Annotated in this window: 15 protein-coding genes; 7 read left to right on the forward strand and 8 right to left on the reverse strand. The window is 51.7% G+C overall.

What is annotated here, in order from left to right; translation table 11 throughout:
* Positions 1-163: 163 nt before the first annotated feature.
* Positions 164-1,600, forward strand: a complete 1,437-nt coding sequence (locus V6L79_RS21250) for an integrase (RefSeq protein ID WP_338579462.1) — start codon at positions 164-166, stop codon at positions 1,598-1,600.
* A 429-nt stretch (positions 1,601-2,029) separates the two neighbouring features.
* On the opposite strand, the gene V6L79_RS21255 is transcribed toward V6L79_RS21250, so the two are convergent.
* Positions 2,030-2,983 (reverse strand): hypothetical protein, encoded by a 954-nt coding sequence (locus tag V6L79_RS21255; RefSeq protein WP_338579463.1) that lies wholly within the window; start codon positions 2,981-2,983, stop codon positions 2,030-2,032.
* Between the two features lie 698 nt (positions 2,984-3,681).
* Between V6L79_RS21255 and V6L79_RS21260 the strand changes: the two genes are divergently transcribed.
* Positions 3,682-4,535, forward strand: a protein-coding gene (locus V6L79_RS21260; RefSeq protein WP_086005488.1) for an IS5 family transposase whose coding sequence is annotated in 2 segments (ribosomal slippage) — positions 3,682-4,023 and positions 4,026-4,535 — 852 coding nt in all. Because the reading frame shifts where the segments join, the coding sequence is not laid out codon by codon here.
* On the opposite strand, the gene V6L79_RS21265 is transcribed toward V6L79_RS21260, so the two are convergent.
* Both V6L79_RS21265 and intI1 read right to left on the reverse strand, forming a co-directional pair.
* Complete coding sequence (locus tag V6L79_RS21265; protein ID WP_338579464.1) at positions 4,482-5,354, reverse strand: hypothetical protein; 873 nt, start codon at positions 5,352-5,354, stop codon at positions 4,482-4,484. The two genes, V6L79_RS21260 and V6L79_RS21265, sit on opposite strands and share 54 nt — an antisense overlap.
* 221 nt (positions 5,355-5,575) lie before the next feature.
* Positions 5,576-6,589, reverse strand: coding sequence for a class 1 integron integrase IntI1 (gene intI1 / locus V6L79_RS21270; protein WP_000845048.1), 1,014 nt, complete (start codon positions 6,587-6,589; stop codon positions 5,576-5,578).
* 157 nt (positions 6,590-6,746) lie between these two features.
* Between intI1 and V6L79_RS21275 the strand changes: the two genes are divergently transcribed.
* Positions 6,747-7,400: an FABP family protein gene (locus V6L79_RS21275; protein ID WP_048373211.1), complete on the forward strand. Its 654-nt coding sequence runs from the start codon at positions 6,747-6,749 to the stop codon at positions 7,398-7,400.
* Between the two features lie 129 nt (positions 7,401-7,529).
* On the opposite strand, the gene V6L79_RS21280 is transcribed toward V6L79_RS21275, so the two are convergent.
* Together V6L79_RS21280 and V6L79_RS21285 are read right to left on the reverse strand one after the other, a co-directional pair.
* The gene (locus tag V6L79_RS21280) at positions 7,530-7,718 is read right to left on the reverse strand and encodes an AbrB/MazE/SpoVT family DNA-binding domain-containing protein (protein WP_338579465.1); all 189 of its coding nucleotides are present in this window, start codon (positions 7,716-7,718) and stop codon (positions 7,530-7,532) included.
* 191 nt (positions 7,719-7,909) lie between these two features.
* Positions 7,910-8,188 carry a transposase gene (locus tag V6L79_RS21285; RefSeq protein ID WP_338579466.1) on the reverse strand — a complete coding sequence of 93 codons (279 nt, stop codon included), beginning with the start codon at positions 8,186-8,188 and terminating at the stop codon, positions 7,910-7,912.
* Positions 8,189-8,481: 293 nt separating this feature from the next.
* Between V6L79_RS21285 and V6L79_RS24810 the strand changes: the two genes are divergently transcribed.
* The 4 genes from V6L79_RS24810 (at position 8,482) to V6L79_RS21300 (ending at position 12,872) form a co-directional block, all read left to right on the forward strand.
* On the forward strand, positions 8,482-8,664 hold the full coding sequence (locus tag V6L79_RS24810; RefSeq protein ID WP_098950608.1) for an AlpA family transcriptional regulator: 183 nt from the start codon (positions 8,482-8,484) through the stop codon (positions 8,662-8,664).
* Between the two features lie 1,083 nt (positions 8,665-9,747).
* Positions 9,748-10,494, forward strand: a complete 747-nt coding sequence (locus V6L79_RS21290) for a hypothetical protein (RefSeq protein WP_338579467.1) — start codon at positions 9,748-9,750, stop codon at positions 10,492-10,494.
* 10 nt (positions 10,495-10,504) lie between these two features.
* Entirely contained in the window at positions 10,505-11,407 is a 903-nt protein-coding gene (locus V6L79_RS21295) for a hypothetical protein (RefSeq protein ID WP_338579468.1), read from the forward strand.
* A 67-nt stretch (positions 11,408-11,474) separates the two neighbouring features.
* Positions 11,475-12,872, forward strand: coding sequence for a hypothetical protein (locus V6L79_RS21300; RefSeq protein WP_338579469.1), 1,398 nt, complete (start codon positions 11,475-11,477; stop codon positions 12,870-12,872).
* Positions 12,873-12,909: 37 nt separating this feature from the next.
* Here the strand turns inward: V6L79_RS21300 and V6L79_RS21305 are convergent, their stop codons facing one another.
* From V6L79_RS21305 to V6L79_RS21315, 3 genes are read right to left on the reverse strand one after another with little or no spacing between them, the layout of a single operon-like run.
* A complete protein-coding gene (locus V6L79_RS21305) occupies positions 12,910-14,130 on the reverse strand; it encodes a patatin-like phospholipase family protein (protein ID WP_338579470.1) in 1,221 nt (406 codons plus the stop codon).
* Positions 14,117-16,339 (reverse strand): Mov34/MPN/PAD-1 family protein, encoded by a 2,223-nt coding sequence (locus tag V6L79_RS21310; protein WP_338579471.1) that lies wholly within the window; start codon positions 16,337-16,339, stop codon positions 14,117-14,119. Before V6L79_RS21310 ends, V6L79_RS21305 begins: the two co-directional genes overlap by 14 nt.
* 2 nt (positions 16,340-16,341) lie before the next feature.
* Complete coding sequence (locus tag V6L79_RS21315; protein WP_098950604.1) at positions 16,342-17,445, reverse strand: hypothetical protein; 1,104 nt, start codon at positions 17,443-17,445, stop codon at positions 16,342-16,344.
* Positions 17,446-17,858 lie beyond the last annotated feature (413 nt).

Genomic DNA, 17,858 nt, shown 5'->3' on the forward strand with positions numbered 1-17,858 from the left:
ATTACAGACCAAAAAAGACAGGTAAGGTCAAAACCGCAATAACTCCCTGTTTTATTGGTTTTTTTTAATAAAATGAAAGACACTCACGACCATTAAAAGACCTTGAGCGACAGGAGAAGTAGTTGATAAAGTAGTGACCATTAGTCACCTGGAGCATCGACATATGGCAGGCAATAGCCAAGACAAGCGCGTCAACGATCAACGATTAAGAGGGCTCGGCGACGGAGGCACTCTTACCGAGTCCATGCTAGGTCGCGGGACTGGGAGCATCCTGTTTAAAAAAGTAGGCGCCGTTACGACAGCTTTTTACCGCTGGACGATTAACAAAAAAGCAGGATCTTTGAGCATAGGCCAATACCGATCCACTCCCAATGCTCCCGGCCTCACGCTAGCAGAAATCCGAGAGAGGGCACGCGACCTCGTTGCAATTTTGCTGGAGCACGGCAACCCCAAGGCATATCTAGAGAAAAACGCAGCGCAAGAGGAGGCGCGACGCGTGGTCGATGCGAAAATCGCAGATGACGCGTCTAGAGTGGGTACATTTCAGGATCTTCTAGATAATTACTGTGACGACCTTCTGGCCAGAGGAAGAGTGAAAGCAAAGCAGGTCGCGGGCATGTTCAAGCTCCACGTTAGCACTCCCTTCCCCGAGCTTGTGGCAAAACCAGCCCGTGATATCACTGTTTATGACATCACGACCATCCTTAAACACGTCCTGGCCGGAAAGCCAAAAAATCGAGGCAAAAATCACACTACTCCCGCCCCCGTTTCTAACATGCGCTCGACCACCGACACCCTGCATGGCTACCTTAGTACCGCGTTTGAAAAGGCGCGGAGCAACATTACCAGTCTTGAACGAAAAGTCGAAGATTCGAAGAGTTTTGATATCACTACCAACCCAGTATCAGGTGTCGGAGGCCTAGAAGATGTTTACAAAGGTGATACCGAGTCGCTTGAGCAAGCTGAGCTTGCTGAGCTGCTTATCTATCTCGACACCTTGCCGGATCGACAAAGAGCGATCGCACTTGCACCAATATATTTTGGCGGACAACGTCTTAAAATGCTCGCAGCCCTCAAGTGGGAACGAGTTTCTGACGACGGCATTACGCTGATCGATATCAAAGGCAAAGGGAAGCCCAGGCTCTATTTTCTGCCTTTTACCCCCCGTATTACCGAGATAATTAAGCCATTGCTCGACCTGCGTCTCAGCGCGGAAGGCCCTTTCGCCCTGACCCATAACTTGATACGAGCTGACGCCTTTAGCAAAATATTTAGCGAGGCTGGAACCCACCTCAGCGAAGTCGCTGGGCCAGATGAGGCAGCGTCCAAGACCCGCTATTTCACCTGGAAAAACATTCGAGTATCTGCCGAGACAATGCTGGCGGGCATCGGGATTAGTCGGGAGACGAGGGCCCACATCCTCTCGCACGGGAGATCGTCCGTACAAAACAAGTTTTATGATCGGAATAGCTATCTCGTTGAGAAAACCGAAGCTCTCAAGAAGTGGGGAGACTTTCTAGACGACCTCCGGCAGAAAAAATACCGCCCTGATCTAAAAATACAAGCCCTCAACGAGCTTCGCGGGGATGACTACAAGTGAACCATTCCCCCACCCATCTTGACGTCGGTGGGGTTCATGGAGCGCTTACCTTCGATTTACGAGCAAACGCGTTGTTGCGGCCGGGATAAAGCCGTGGCCATGCTCTACTGGACCGGCGCCCTTGAGCGCCAAAGCGGACATTGGCAGCGAGACACCGGAAGGGATTTTATTCCAGACATCTAGTTGGGGACCCGGTGTTCTCACAGGAAAGCTTCACAGCCAATAATCCGAGTATGCCGCTTACTATCAATCGCAGTGCGCTTGACGACAGGAAGACGATCCCCACTCCGGCAGGGGAATCTATCTTTCTCGCGATATACAAATAGACGGCCTGCAACGGCGCGAGGCGGAGTAACGCGTCTTGCTCTGTAATGCCCTAACGTACAAGAATATTTTAATACTAGAGCTGCCTTGCTTGTCCTGTGGCTACTAAATATCTACATACGCCAAGTTAACTTTTCCAGGGTAATTAAATTTCTCTATTTCGTCGTAGCAATTATTACTGGTGATAAATATGTAGTCCAGCAAAAGATGTCTCTCGCTGTCTTCAAGAGCTTTTGGCGTGATAATGTTCATTGCCGTGCAATGCAGTGAGCGACTTGTAAAAGCGTAGAGGAAATGGTAGTGCTCCGCCATCCCCACGTTTTTCGCCTTGTCAAACCAATTCCAACGTTTAGTTGCCCCAAGCTCCTCTAGTTTTGAAAGATCTGCTTCAGAATGTGATTTTTTTAGATCATCTAGATGCTTGCGCAGTACTGATATACGCTCCTCATGGTGTGGAATAACCTTGGTTGCTATTAAATGGGCTTGATATGAATACCCATTGTGCTTGGCGGATGCAGCGTATATCGAGAAATGACTTCGGGCCTTAGAATCTACCATGGCACTTTGATTGGATAGATACTCCCGTGCTTTCTCTATCTCTTCTTCAGAAGCGCTACTCTGATGCGTTACGTGACTATATGGGCCAAGGTCAGGTTTGTCTTCTTCTGCCAGCTCTTCGAATAGCGCTATCTCGCCTCGGGCCTTTTCAATAACCTGCTCTTGGCTTTTTAATTGCTCGTTGATTAGTTGGTAGCAAAACACTAATCCGTAACCATGATCTTTATTGAAAAGCCTTAACCATATTATATTTTCAAAAAGATTCCGTGCAAGCGCCACCAGTTCGGTATCGCCGTCTAATTTTGACGCATTGTATATATCTCGAAACTTTTCAAGTGTCCCTTCTTGAGCTTTTAGAGCCCAGGTAATTTCCGAGTTTTGGTATGTTTTATCAGTGCGTGATAGCCAATGCAGCTGACCACGCACTTTGGCTAAAGCCAGATCATTTTTGGAGTCAATATTGTCATGAATTTCCTTTCGTAGCTTATTCAGATCGAACATATTTGACTATTCCGATGGTAGTTGATAGAAAGTTTCTCTTGCGTTCGATGCCATGCATGATTTTATGCTTCATCCTAAAAGTGGGTCATTACAAAATGATATAACTTGAGATCTGGCGGTTTCAATTTTTGTCAAACGTCTGAATTTTAAGCGGACCACTGATGTGCCGCTCCGAAGGGCTGCTCTTGGCCGAGAGCGGGAATTCGGAATAGCCCGCATCTGGCCAGAAGCAGCCGATCAAAATACGTTCTACCCACATCAACTGACCATGGAATTTGAAAAAACCAGGGTCAATTCAGTCGCAGTGATTCATGCCATTCTCGATTAATAATTTGAAATTAACTCAGATAACCAAGCATCTTGGCAGCAGGAGTTTTTTGGTCAGAGAACTGCTTAACTTAAACACCAATTAGAGCCGTCAACGCTGCAATGACCCTATCTTGCGCCAGTCCACAGAGAGCCCCGATTAACAGCGCACTCCTCCAGCTAATTGAAAAGCTTAATTCTTTGCCAAGTGATGTGTGCTCATAAATATTAAAAAATACCAGCGCAACAATAGGACCTATAATTATTTGCCCCGTTGTTGCTGACTGTATTATTTCATTAAACTTATTAGCATCCCCTCCTAGGCTCTGTACGTAAACCCAAGAAATACGATTTTCTGTAAAATACACCGCCATTAAAGCCAGGAGGCCAAGATGGCAAAGCGGTATGAACTCCCCGACGCAGCCTGGGATCTGGTTGCAGATATCTTCACCAAAAATCAGCGCACCGGGCGCCCTCGGGCCGATGATCGCCTGATGCTAAACGGTATTCTCTGGGTGCTTTGCTCTGGCGCAGCCTGGCGAGACATGCCCGAACGATTCGGCCCTTGGTCAACGATCTATCAACGGTTCCGGGGATGGCGTGATTGCGGAGCTTTTGATCAGATGCTCAAGCGTCTTCATATCCGATTGAATGAGCAGGGTTTGATTGACTTGGAAACATGGATGATCGACTCCACTGCCGTACGAGCAACCCGGGCCTCATCAGGTGCCGGGAAAAAAGGGGATTTGAAGAACCGCAAGACCACGCGCTCGGGCGCAGCCGGGGTGGCCTGACGACCAAGATTCACATGCTGTGCGACGCCAATGGTGTGCCTCTGCGTTTCCTGTTGTCAGGCGGACAAGCCAGCGATATAGCCTATGCCCAACCGCTACTCGATCAGGCTTGCATACCCAGCCTGCGCGGTCGCCCACGCAAGCGTTGCCGCTGGTTGCTGGCTGACAAGGGTTACGACGCTGAAGCGCTGCGCCAGTATTGTGATCGTTATCGCATGCAGCCAGTCATTCCGTTGCGAAGCATGAAGCGCAAAACCAAGCCAGGATTGCCTCGACTTTTTGATCGCCCCAAATATCGGCAGCGCAACATCATCGAACGCATGTTTGGCTGGCTGAAGGAGAACCGTCGCATCGTGACGCGCTTCGACAAGCTCGCAACAAGTTTTGCGGCGATGGTCTCATTGGCCTGCGCTATGCGGTGCTTGCGACAATACTTTACGTACAGAGCCTAGTGACCCGCGAAGCATGGCGCCCAAGAGTGCGGAAACTATAGCAACGATAGACAAGCTAAGCGGAGAGGGGCTGATTTGTAAGTTCGTCGCGACTGATGCAGATTGCGGAATGTCCCCGCCGGCAATCTTGTAACGCACATTGAACCCGACTTGATACTTCTTTGGCTCCAATAATGATCTATCAAATCGCAACACATAAGTAGCCGAAAAAGATGAGCCGGGTTCAACAGACGTCAGGCTTGAACCACCTTTAAGACTTTCTTGGAGTCTGGACTCAACCGCATCTAATTGCGCTAGCTTCGCTTGAAACAATACCTTTATACCCTTCTGTTTATGGCGTGGTTCAACAAATGAAACGGGACCGGTATCTAGCCAAGTATCGTATGCGTGGTGTGCATCACCGCCGGAAGCTATTTTGTACTGGAAACTATTCACGCGCCTTTTGATTTGCGTTTCAAAATAACCCCTTCTGAATATTATTGAGGTGTACGCCTGAAAAAAACCACTAAAACTAAAGATAGATTTAAAAGCCTCAGCCTGAACCGTAATTAAATTCGCCCTAAAATCTTCCGACTCAACCCACAAGAAGCTGTCCAGAAGATTGTTTAACTCTAATATCAGCTCTGCCTTTTTGGAGAAATCTTCCGCCGACTCGTTATCAGTGATCTCCAATAGTTGCGCCCCGATTGGAACATTTGGCTGCAACCCTAAAATCGAAATAGATTCTGCACTAGAGTTATATACGGTTAGTTTGTATGCAATTTGGTTTGAGCGCACATCGATTAACTGCTCTTCCAGCTTGATTTCTGGGCTTGCCATGTGCTTCTCGTAGAAATGTGGAATAAATAATGTCAAAATACGTAATTTTGCGTATCAACTGTTGATTTCTTGAGAGATATCCACTCCAAGCTGTCGGTCAGAACTGGCAGAGACCGGCCATCAGCGGACGCAGGGAGGACTTTCCGCAACCGGCCGTTCGATGCGGCACCGATGGCCTTCGCGCAGGGGTAGTGAATCCGCCAGGATTGACTTGCGCTGCCCTACCTCTCACTAGTGAGGGGCGGCAGCGCATCAAGCGGTGAGCGCACTCCGGCACCGCCAACTTTCAGCACATGCGTGTAAATCATCGTCGTAGAGACGTCGGAATGGCCGAGCAGATCCTGCACGGTTCGAATGTCGTAACCGCTGCGGAGCAAGGCCGTCGCGAACGAGTGGCGGAGGGTGTGCGGTGTGGCGGGCTTCGTGATGCCTGCTTGTTCTACGGCACGTTTGAAGGCGCGCTGAAAGGTCTGGTCATACATGTGATGGCGACGCACGACACCGCTCCGTGGATCGGTCGAATGCGTGTGCTGCGCAAAAACCCAGAACCACGGCCAGGAATGCCCGGCGCGCGGATACTTCCGCTCAAGGGCGTCGGGAAGCGCAACGCCGCTGCGGCCCTCGGCCTGGTCCTTCAGCCACCATGCCCGTGCACGCGACAGCTGCTCGCGCAGGCTGGGTGCCAAGCTCTCGGGTAACATCAAGGCCCGATCCTTGGAGCCCTTGCCCTCCCGCACGATGATCGTGCCGTGATCGAAATCCAGATCCTTGACCCGCAGTTGCAAACCCTCACTGATCCGCATGCCCGTTCCATACAGAAGCTGGGCGAACAAACGATGCTCGCCTTCCAGAAAACCGAGGATGCGAACCACTTCATCCGGGGTCAGCACCACCGGCAAGCGCCGCGACGGCCGAGGTCTTCCGATCTCCTGAAGCCAGGGCAGATCCGTGCACAGCACCTTGCCGTAGAAGAACAGCAAGGCCGCCAATGCCTGACGATGCGTGGAGACCGAAACCTTGCGCTCGTTCGCCAGCCAGGACAGAAATGCCTCGACTTCGCTGCTGCCCAAGGTTGCCGGGTGACGCACACCGTGGAAACGGATGAAGGCACGAACCCAGTGGACATAAGCCTGTTCGGTTCGTAAGCTGTAATGCAAGTAGCGTATGCGCTCACGCAACTGGTCCAGAACCTTGACCGAACGCAGCGGTGGTAACGGCGCAGTGGCGGTTTTCATGGCTTGTTATGACTGTTTTTTTGTACAGTCTATGCCTCGGGCATCCAAGCAGCAAGCGCGTTACGCCGTGGGTCGATGTTTGATGTTATGGAGCAGCAACGATGTTACGCAGCAGGGCAGTCGCCCTAAAACAAAGTTAGGCCCGCTGGAATCAACTATGGAAAACATCCCCAAAGACATCTACACGGAACCTGAGCCGGCAGTCGATACGCTCGCCAATCTGGGACCGCTCACCGGCATGGCAGGCATATGGGTGGGCACGCACGGCCTCGACGTCAATCCGAAGCCCAACGGCCCCGAAAAGCAGGCTTTCATCGAACACATGGAGTTGCAGCCGATCGATGCACAGACCAATGGGCCGCAATTGTTCTACGGACTGAGGTACCACACGCGGATCGTCAAGCCTGATGACGTCGAGACATTCCACGACCAAGTCGGCTATTGGCTATGGGAACCGGCGACGGGCACCGTGATCCAGACGCTTTCGATACCGCGCGGACAGGCAGCGATGGCCGTCGGCCGTGCCGAGGCCGATGCGAGAACGTTTCGCCTCGAGGCTGTCCGCGGGTCCGAAACAAACGGGATCGTGTCAAACCCGTTCTTGGAATATGCGTTCAGAACGAAGAGCTACATCATCACGGTTGCGATCAATGTCGATGGAACGTGGTCCTACGAACAGGACACTGTGTTGATCATCCCAGGCCAGGCGGAGCCGTTCCACCATACGGATCGCAACACGCTCCGGAAGGTCGGAGAGCCTACGCCCAATCCGACGGCGCAAGCGGCAGCGACCAAACTCCGGAAATCCTAGGGCCAGGGATGAGCCCTAACATTCAGCTCAACACGGACCTGTCGCGGCAAGCCGCGCCAGCCCGGTTAGCTGCACGTTGAACGACAGCTTTCCCAAAAGCTCTACGGCTGCTCTGGGTCGAGAGCTGCCTCAGGACTGGGTATTCGCATCACGAATCGGTCTGAGCACTATCGCCCCGTTAACCAATTCGATGCTCAAGGAATCACCCAAACCGACGTTTATTGCTGCAAGGACATCCGGAGGGAGATCGATGATGACGTCCCCGCTACCATCACCTGGATCTTGGCACTTCACGATTGTCCGCACGGATTGAGTCATAAGGGAAAAGGTCAGGACTGATGGGAAAGCCCTCATCCTACGCCCGCATGGCCCCTACTGACAGCTATCGGCCGATTCTGTTGAAAAAGTCGAAATTTCAGACTGGAAGACATTAAGGTTGGGCTCGGTGGCGAGCAAGATGGCGTCGATGCGAACATTGAGTGAGTCCACGGACAAAGCGGGCGCAGCCTTCAGGATCGGAAGTTGGCCATTTCTGTGATCGATTGCTCGCCAAACGGCAGCTCAATAATCGCCAACGCTTCCGCCTGCCGTTTGGGCGTAGCTCTCAACGGAACGGAAGCCGGCAACGCCGCTGGTGGCTGGTCTCGGTAAAGCGGTAGCCACTTGCGGTTAATGTTGGCGTTGATGCCGTGACTGATGGCAACGCTGGATGAGGTTGCGCCCGGTTGCAGGCATTCCTGAACAATCCGGGCCTTGAAGGTTTTCGGGTAGGAGCTTCGTTGGCGCATGGAAATCCTGACCGTCCGCTTAAAAATACGCGGACACAATCGCCCTTATCGGCCGGGCGAGGAAGGCGTGTTGCCCGGCCCCTTACTGAGCGCCCGCTTCAAAACGTGACGCTGCTGAGGTGCACGACAAAAAGCAAAGCCAACTTTCCCTAGCCTCCCCCTCCACAGGAGAAAAATGTGCCCAATTCAGCCCTTAAAAAAAACCGTCAATGCTATTGACATTTTCAAAAGTTCTTGACTTTAATATTTTATTGCCACCAAAATAGCGCATCAACTGGCCACTGGGAGGCAATATGAATGAAGTAATTTCTGATCGTTTTTTGAGCATTAAACAAGCAGCGAATCTATTTAACGTGTCAACACGGACGATCGGACGCTGGGAGAAAGCCGGACAGCTACCTCCGAAAACGCGACTAAGTCATAAGACGGTTGGCTGGCGAGCAAGCCGGTTTCAAGAGTTTATGGATACACTTTGAGCCATGCAGCAGGGCGCGGAGAATCGAATGATTTACCGTTTATGAAAGGCACCTACAGGGTGCCTTTTTTTGGCCTATCCTTAGGGGTCAGTCTTGCTTCGTTCGGTGTCTTTGATCACATTCAGCAAGTCTGAGGCAATGAACTCGGGGATCACTTCTTTTTGACCAACAAGTTCTTGACTCATTAAAATAGCTCCAGCAAGTAGTCTAGGCTATCAACCGCTTTGCGATAGTCAGCCACTTTTGTGGTGATCACGACCTTCATTGCCTGGACTTCGAACCAGTCCTCGGCAAAGCCAATACGCAACATTTAGGTGGTGACGATGACATGTCGATAGGCATCGTCGATGCATGAACATTGACTGTTTTATTTTCAACAACCCGACTCCCTGCCCACGATGCACATCGGCGAGTTGTTTGTTCTGAAAGGCAAAGGACTCACGAAGTCGATCGAAGGCCATCACTGTGAAAAGTGTCAGCGCTCCGGTAACGACGCCGGTAATCACCGGGGCAATAGCACTGGCAGATGGCATCAGCACGGTATAGCTTCCAGTGCTTTCTGAATAACCTCTTCAAACGCTATGCCCACGCAAAGCGTAACCGAGGAAGCGAGGATTTTGGCGACTTCGACGGCGATATCTTTGGCTTCGGTAGCCACCACCAAAGGAGAACCGAATCCATATGCCACAGTCGTGGCTTTTTTACGGGAGAATGCAGCTAGGCTAGGATCTTAATTTTCTCGACTCTGGTAAGGCTGCGAGCTGAGCGAGCTGCTTTACCAGCTCCTGTTCAAGAGTGCGAAGTTCGACCAGACGAGACATGGGAAGCTCCGTTGAAAGTTGAGTATCGATGGTCCTAAAAATGCCAGATGCTGACAGCCATTCATTCGGGCTTGAGCATGATTCGCGCATGGCTGTCTGAGGGACCAATTTGTACCACATGGCAACTGGCCATTTCTCCGTTGAGCGTGCGATGATCGCGATTCATCGCCATGCGTCCAGTCGTGTCTTAGCCGCCCTCAGCAGCCGGCACCATGCACCCAGAAACCGGCTGCGAGTGGTATGGTTCATCACGGGTGGGATAATGGAAATTTTCGGTCAGTTCGACACCTACAGCCTCAAAGCACGAGTCTTCCCGGCGTTGATCGCTGGCTTCCCTACCCTGCTTTTGCTGTTTGTCCTTGTCCCGTGGCACCATCTAGCACTCTCGCAAGTGATCGCTGCCAGCATGGGGCTGGTCCTCCTTTTTGCTTTTGCAGAAATGGCCAGGCATCGCGGAAAAAAACTGCAAGAGAGGCTCGGCACCGGTGAGACCCCAGGTCAATGGCTACGGGGTAATCCAGATGTCCCTGAGGGATCGAAGGATCGCTACAGAAGTTTTGTTGCTGATCAGCTACGCCTTCCCGCACCAACGCTAGAAGATGAGAAATCCTACCCTGAGGGCGCCGCAGACTTCTATCGGTCAGCGAATGCCTGGCTACGTGAAGAGACACGCGATCACGTCAAATACGATCTTCTGTTCGGCGAAAATGTGACGTACGGGTTTCGTCGCAATCTGCTAGGCCTCAAACCGACTGCGTTGCTCTGTAATCTAGTAGTGCTCGTTCTTTGCGGCGGTATTCTCTACCTCCGCCCTAGCTACTTCGCCGCACTTCCCAATATCGACGAAAAGGTCTACCTAGCTGTAGCCGCTGTTTTCCTTCACTCCGCGTACTTGATGGTAGCCGTGCACAAATCTGCTGTACGTGAAGCCTCGCACGCCTACGGTCGCCAACTGATCCTAAGTTGCGAAGCGTTGATCCGTCCCCAAAAGTCCAACAGTAACGATTAAAGGATGCACCATGGCAATGATCCGATCGTTTACCGTCGGAAACGGCGATATGTTCTACATAAAGCACGACAGCGATAACTTTACAATTATCGACTGCCAGCTTTTTGGGGACCATAAAGAGTGGCTGGTTGACGAGTTGATTCAAGAGTCGAAAGACAAGGGGATCAAACGATTCATTTCGACGCACCCGGATGAGGACCATCTGCTAGGCATCGAACATCTTGATGCCAAAATGCCGATTCAGAATTTTTATGTTGTAAAAAACGACGCTAACAAACCCAACGAAACAGAGTCATTCCTGCATTACAAAAAGCTTCGCGACGGCGACAAAGCCTTTTACGTACACAAAGGCTGCACTCGCAGGTGGATTAATGTGGGCGATGATGAACGAGACGCATCGGGATTAAGCTTCCTATGGCCTGACCTTGACAACAAGGACTTCCAAGAGGCACTTCGAGCCTCCACCGACGGCAAAGCATTCAACAACTCCTCGCTTGTTATGCGCTACTCCATCAAAAACGGCCCCAGTTTCCTCTGGCTAGGAGATCTGGAAACCGAATTTATGGAGAAAATCTTCGACCACATTGAACTCCCTGAAACCACAATTGTATTCGCCCCACACCATGGGCGAGAGTCAGGGAAGCTTCCAAGCAAATGGCTAGAAAAACTAAAGCAGAAAATTATCGTTATTGGTGAAGCACGAAGCCGCCACCTAACGTACTACCAAGGCTATAAGAAGATTACGCAAAATAAAGCAGGCGATATTACTTTTATACCTGACGGACGAAAAGTTCACTGCTATGCGTCTTGGGATACTTATGGTAAGCGCGATTGGCTTACTGACGAGGGCAGGCCTAATGAAGACTTTGGTGTACGAGACCTCGACTACTACATCGGCACCCTAAATTTCTAAATCCTGAGCAGGCTCGCCCTGCTCCTCCTAGAAAAAATCTGTTCTAGCAAGCAGGCGAGCCATTATTATGACAATTAAAATTTCTCAAATCTACCACCCAGTCGGACACGGCACCTTTCATACAGGGACCGCATGGGGCAACAAACACGGTATGTTTCGATGGGCTTACGACTGCGGATCCAAGCGAAAAAAATATTTAGCCGCAACCATTACAGAGTTAGCGAGGTACTCATGTAAATGGCGATTCGATGCAGCCGTGGATTTATTGGTAATTTCACATTTCGATGATGACCATGTGAATGGTGTCGAGCAATTCTTGAGGACATGGAAAGTAAAGTGGTTGGCAATACCATACATCCATCTCGCCCAAAAGTTAGAAAGCACCTCTGATCATGGAGGAGCATCTTGCTCCGATTCGACCGCTCTCTTCCAACTGGATCCCGAACGCTGGTTAATTTCTAGGGGTTTAGAAGGACGTGTAAAGAAGATTTTACAGGTCAGAGGTGGCCCGCAAGAAAAAACTGAGGAACGCGACTCTCTATTGCCAGAAGCCCCTTTGGATTCGCCCGACGAACATGACCCTGAGGCGCATGCTTCAAATAGCCGGCGTCCTTACGGCACGTGGCATGGCGTTTCCGAGCTTGATCAATTTGCTAAACCTGAAAGTAGCTCTTTAGACACAGGCACCAAATCTTCTAGCCTGTACACATTAAACCACCACCAAGCTTTCAAAGCATTAAACTCAAATATTGAATTTATTTTTTACAACTCTGACGAGCCCAGTCTCTGCACAAAATTGGAAGCTGGCTTAGTGGTAGCAAAACGCTCCGGGATTGATCTCAACCTAGTCTCCGACGAGATCAAAAAAGTAGTATTAGAGTACAAAATCGGGATCCCAGGATTTGAACCAAGATCAGGTTGGCGAAAAAAACTTCGATACGTATACGACCATCACTTTGGAAAAAGCAGTAAAAAGCGCAACAGTATTTCTCTATGCTTGTACACCCGTCCGATAGCAGACACGCCGATTACAACCGACACAACAACCGGAGAATTTATATTCCGCAATGCGAATCTCTCGCTTGGCGACCTAACGATCAATCCTCATACCATCAGATCACTAAGAATGCATTTGGGAGACGGACGGTGGAGCGCACTTTCCACAGTTCAAATACCACATCATGGATCGAGACATTCCTGGCACGCTGGGGCTGCCAGTTTCTTTGCTGCTCCATATTTCATCCACTGCGTACCTAACAGCTCTACTCACCACCCTCACCCAGAGGTAACAGCCGATCTAAAAACAAAAACATCAGGTACCGAAGAAGATCCTAATAGATTGACATTTGAGGCCAACTACATCCTCGGAGTTAAAAGCTATATGAAGATGTCCGACATCTATAGCTCATCACCCGGAAGTATAAAGTTATGTGTAAGCCCGTGGTGTTATTTGCTTTGCGAGTAAAGCGCACAATATTTAAGTGTGCGCCACTCACTTTAAGTCAGACGGAGGCTTTTACAGGTAAAGCAGACATGTATGATTGCCAGTGCTCTTTTATCTGAGCGTAGACCATTTGCTCTCCTCTCTTTACAAGCTGCTCAATCCACTCCTCATCCATCGCCTTGAAATTTGTAGGGTAGCCGGCCGTCTCCTCCCGGCTTACCAAACCAAGTGGTGGAAACTTAAGGTTACTGTCCTCCTGCCCAAGGTATGGGAGTAAAACACCTTTAAATATCTTTGCGCTTTCAAGGTCAAAGAGACGATTAGTTGCCAGATTCTGCGCCCGTGCAAAAACACTTTCGAACGCAGCCCCCATTCGCGACATCCAAACAGATGATGGCTCAGTCACATCTAGACCGTAGCCTGCACGGCACGCGATGATTCGGTCATGAGATGCCACCGGCAAGCTCTTCGGAGAATCGCGCTTGGGCCATAAAGGGGCGAGCCCGAGGTTGTCGTACACCCCACCGTCAGTCAACGTCACACGATGAGGCGTCAACACTCCTTTATCGTTGAGGAAGCTCCACCGCTGGTCGAGCGCAGGCAAGGCTGCGGGGTACGCTGCGGAAGCAATCACAGCGTCAGCCAACTCCACACCATCGCTCTTTACCGCTCCATAGCGCCAGCAGTGCAGGCTCTCTCGGGTATAGTAGAAGGCCGCTTTGGCACGCAGCTCGCAAGCGATCACGATCAAATCAGGACGATCTCTCCTGAGATCCTTAAGTTTGACACCGCGGAATGTCTCGCTAAAAACACTTCGGAGAATCGTGGTACGGCTAGCTTTTCGTAGGAATGGCGATGAGTTCGGCCAACGCTCCCCGAGCTTCTTACTTCTGCGCCATAACCGCAATAACTTGAAAAGAGGGCGAAAAAATATTGCCACGGATCGCTCCACGGTTAGAGCGGTAGCGTAAGCCGCCGCTTTCACACCATCGAGCGAGGTAACCATTCGCTTCAAGGCCGGCACAACGAACCCCTGCCTCAGAACTTCACGCACCCGGGCCTCGAAGTCCTCAAAATCTCCAGGGTGGCTGCAATACAACCCTGCCAGAACGCTTCCGCCAGATACGGCAGTGATCGTCGAAACCCGCTGTAGGATTCCTAGATCATGTAAGGCGCGAAGACATCCCAGATGAAATGCCATAGCTCTGGCTCCGCCTCCAGACAAAGCCAGCGCTATAGATTCTGAGCTACTGTCCAGCGAAACCTCATTTACGGTCATGCGTCACCACTCCTTCCAATACTCCACGCTCCTGCCAGCCAGCTCGAAGCCAACTGTCACGCTCTCCGCAGATGGCCATCACGTAAGGTGAGCCAGCTGGTTCCAAGTGCTTCGTCAGATGGCCATATACCTCTTCATCATCGCGGCTCGGCCTGGCTGGTACGGCACCAAGATGGCTATGCCACTCTCCAACGTAGTGCAGTCGCCCAGCGGTAGCTTCGGAGATCGCCTCAATGCGCGGTTTGAGATCTTTGATGCCACGGATGAAGTAAGTTGGCGAACGCTTGCTGTCGGGAGGAGCTGGCAGTGCAGCGACGATGTGGAGCACATTGCAGACGAGATCGAAGCTTCCCATCAGAACGCCACCCGTTTCATTCCTGCCAGACTGACGTCGCAGTTCACGCATTGTTTGTACAACTTCGTCGGACAAGGTGACCCGCATGCCGCCGTTACGGAATCGATGCGCAGGATGAACAGGCACCGCCACAGAGTCGACCGCGCCAGACACCGTGTCCATTCTCCAAGCACGGAAGCTCGCATTCTGTTCATCAACAATCTGAGTCAGACGCCCCGCGGCTAAGCCGCACAGGGTATGAACCTGCCACGGAGGTAGTGGACGAGATAAATCTTGGCAGGCATTGGCATAGCGGATCCGGTCCATCCGCGCGGCCGCAAGGTGACCTTTGAGCTTTTCCTCTTTGGCTACCGCCCAGAAATACTGCGCCTCGATTTCATCGATTCGCGTGTCCCTGGATAGGCTTTCTGCGAGTACAACCAGGTCAGAGCCACTCGGTCCGAAGAACGCACTTACAACCCGGTTAGCCGGCTGATCGGACAACCAGCTCACCACCGCGGGTGACGCACTGAAGTCGACGGTGATTTCCGCGCTGCGCAGGGCGGCATCAAGCACTTGAGCGTCACTACCCGGGTTGAATACATCAACCGCTATGAACTCGTTACCAGTATCCGCCAAGACATTATCTAGCTCATGGCGCAGGATCTCTGCCTTCCTGAATCCGACTGCACCATCCCGTTGAACCTGCCTAACTACGTTGTGAGGCAGCAAAATGTCATTATCCACGACCGTCCAAGTGCCCAATCCCGAGCGGGTAGTCACCATGGCCACATTCGAGCCAATCGCCCCCGCCCCAATACCGAGAAAGTGCATGTCCTTCGGGATGTCGATGCCCGAAAATTTTCTCGCCGAGGCACGGTTTAGTCGCGTGACCACACGCCACGGCTCAAGCCGAATGGAAGCTAGGTCTACTCCGTGAGTAGTGCCGAGAACGGTGATGGTCGTGACACCTGCCATCGTTGCAGTGATGCTCAAGCGTTCGCCAAGAATGGCTAGGGATTCGAGGTAGCTGTAACACCAGACCTCGACCTCCTCATCATCACCTTCATTGGTACGTCGCTTTGGCACCATGAGTAGCAGTATGGGCAAGCGCTCAGTGGCTTTTTCAAGCTGCTCAGGTTCCTTCAGCCAGTTGGCGAAATCACCAATAAGGTCGAAGCCAAAGCCTTCAGAAAGCTTATGGAGCGCACCAAGATCATAGGGAGTGAGCGCCAGGCCCCGATGAACCTGCGAAGGCAAACGGCGGGAGTACACAGCAAACTTGATCTTACCCCCCTCTTTAGGAGGCTGCGGTCCAACTGCGACAGCGTATCGACCACCATTCTCCACAGCCCATTGAGCATGCCAGGTGCCATCAATACGACCTGGAGGCACGATGAGTGTGTGAGCCCCAGAGTGGATCAGTGGTTCTAAATGCTGCTCATCATCATGGATCGTCCCGGCGGCCATAGAAGAGAACCACGACCTGATACGTTCAATGAGCACCTGCCCAGTAAGCCCCGTTGCCAGGTCGGACCAATTGTCTTCCCAGATGCAAAGGCACAAGCCGCCGTCCGTATCTGGATCAATATTGGTGTGTACCATGCCCACAGGAAAATCGGCTCGTTCAGAGCGCACCCTAGGTGGCCAAGAATCGTCATTGGTCATGAAGACTATGCTGATCGGCTCTCTGGAACAGATCGGCACTTGACGACGCTGCTCCAGCCCCAGCTCAAGCTCGATGTCCAGACGATCCTGAGCGCCGTCTTGGCTAACGGAAAGCAGAGTCGCGTATGGGTAGCTTTCAGACTCTAGAAGGTACTGCACAACCGAACGAGCGAGCCGCGAGCGAGGCGCATCAAACTGCCCAGTCATGATCAGATCCCCGCGCGCGGGGCGGGCGTCGCAATCACGATCTTGCTCGGTTCCTTCTTGATCTTGTAACCGGTGCTCTTGATTTCAATCACTAAAGGTTCTGGCTTGCTTTTAGAAGGGTGCTCCATCGATACGACCCACTCGCCCCCCAGGTGCTTTGCAACCCCTTTGTAGTAAGCCGCGGCTTGGCGATGAGGGGGCTGTTTATCTTCGTCGTCAGAAGGAATGACCTTGCTAGTCGAAACCAAAAGCCCTCCACGCTGCCCAGCCTCTTCGTAAAGCCACTTAGACGACGCAGAAGGCTCAGTCTTTTCTTCGCCTTTCTCGTCAGACAGAGACTTGTAGCTACAGTGGTGTGGGACGTTGTTGATGTCCCATACCAGGCGATGCTCTCGGTCGTGGTAGCGAGTGACATCGACGATGTCATCAATCACCTCGTGGGTGACGTCAGCAGACAAAATCAGTTTGGTCTGTTGACCATCCACTTCGAATGTCGCCTGCATGAACAGCGCATCGTTATTTCGAACGCGCACGACATTTTCTTCGTCGCGCTTCCCGAATGGGGAGTGGACGAAGAATTCGACACCGTCATGTGCAAGGTTGAACTCCGGGCAAAGTGTCCCTGCGTCAGTGATCAGGTTGCGACGCTTTTTCGGCTCGATGTCACGTTCGGTCAGGAAATCATCAAGCTCCTCAGGACGAGAGAAGACACGCACCCCCTCCCCTTTGATGAAGCGGTGCCGCGCCTCAGCGCGAAGGGTACGAGCCTGTCCGGTGACCCCCTCCTCCAAGACAGCATGTGCCGGGACCCACATTGTTTTGATCTTGATGCGATCGTCGTCCTGATACTTTTCCGCATGCTCAAGCCAGAAGACTTCCTTGGCCCGGTTGCAGTGGTCTTTGTCCAGGTGAGTGAACGCAACCACATCGATCGTCTTGTCATCCCCAAGGATGTCGCGAAGCTGTTTTTCAAGGTCGCAACGCTTATCTTCGTCATCGTCCGAACAATGCATGTCAGCGAAATCGAAGAGAATGCGACGGCCGTTTTCCAACTCGATCAAGCAGGTATCGGCGTTGCCGATGGGGAAGAACCGAACAATGTGCATACTAGGTCCCTTAGGATGGAGTCGTCCGAATGGCATGAGGCCATCCTTTAATCACGCAGCCAAAATTACTACATCTTGTGTGGATAAATCAACATAGGCACAACATGAGCGAATCGCTCGAATATTTATCATCCCGTTTGCCCACTCATAAGCTGACTTAAAGGTCAAATCAGAGGGTTCTAGGCAGGGCCCGGCCCACTCTCTGTCATAAACGCAGCTTTCGATGGAATGCGGGCCAGACCTCACTCGAAGGTCGGCACAAACCCCCAGCGGTCTCAAGCTTCAAAGGTACAAATACAGGCAAGGCAGAAGCCTGCCAGTCACGATAGATAAGCGCAGTGCGGCTGCGCCGCACCGAACACAGCGATCACCCTGGCTAACGCCGCTTCAGTAACGACGCGCATGTTCATGGG

Origin of the sequence: Pseudomonas sp. ML2-2023-6 (genome assembly GCF_037055265.1) — a bacterium.
GTDB classification, from domain to species: domain Bacteria; phylum Pseudomonadota; class Gammaproteobacteria; order Pseudomonadales; family Pseudomonadaceae; genus Aquipseudomonas; species Aquipseudomonas kulmbachensis.

Coding starts and splice junctions, on each gene's coding strand:
- V6L79_RS21250 (WP_338579462.1), top strand. CDS start 164: ATGGCAGGCAATAGCCAAGACAAGCGCGTCAACGATCAACGATTAAGA.
- V6L79_RS21255 (WP_338579463.1), bottom strand. CDS start 2,983: ATGTTCGATCTGAATAAGCTACGAAAGGAAATTCATGACAATATTGAC.
- V6L79_RS21265 (WP_338579464.1), bottom strand. CDS start 5,354: ATGGCAAGCCCAGAAATCAAGCTGGAAGAGCAGTTAATCGATGTGCGC.
- intI1 (WP_000845048.1), bottom strand. CDS start 6,589: ATGAAAACCGCCACTGCGCCGTTACCACCGCTGCGTTCGGTCAAGGTT.
- V6L79_RS21275 (WP_048373211.1), top strand. CDS start 6,747: ATGGAAAACATCCCCAAAGACATCTACACGGAACCTGAGCCGGCAGTC.
- V6L79_RS21280 (WP_338579465.1), bottom strand. CDS start 7,718: ATGACTCAATCCGTGCGGACAATCGTGAAGTGCCAAGATCCAGGTGAT.
- V6L79_RS21285 (WP_338579466.1), bottom strand. CDS start 8,188: ATGCGCCAACGAAGCTCCTACCCGAAAACCTTCAAGGCCCGGATTGTT.
- V6L79_RS24810 (WP_098950608.1), top strand. CDS start 8,482: ATGAATGAAGTAATTTCTGATCGTTTTTTGAGCATTAAACAAGCAGCG.
- V6L79_RS21290 (WP_338579467.1), top strand. CDS start 9,748: ATGGAAATTTTCGGTCAGTTCGACACCTACAGCCTCAAAGCACGAGTC.
- V6L79_RS21295 (WP_338579468.1), top strand. CDS start 10,505: ATGGCAATGATCCGATCGTTTACCGTCGGAAACGGCGATATGTTCTAC.
- V6L79_RS21300 (WP_338579469.1), top strand. CDS start 11,475: ATGACAATTAAAATTTCTCAAATCTACCACCCAGTCGGACACGGCACC.
- V6L79_RS21305 (WP_338579470.1), bottom strand. CDS start 14,130: ATGACCGTAAATGAGGTTTCGCTGGACAGTAGCTCAGAATCTATAGCG.
- V6L79_RS21310 (WP_338579471.1), bottom strand. CDS start 16,339: ATGACTGGGCAGTTTGATGCGCCTCGCTCGCGGCTCGCTCGTTCGGTT.
- V6L79_RS21315 (WP_098950604.1), bottom strand. CDS start 17,445: ATGCACATTGTTCGGTTCTTCCCCATCGGCAACGCCGATACCTGCTTG.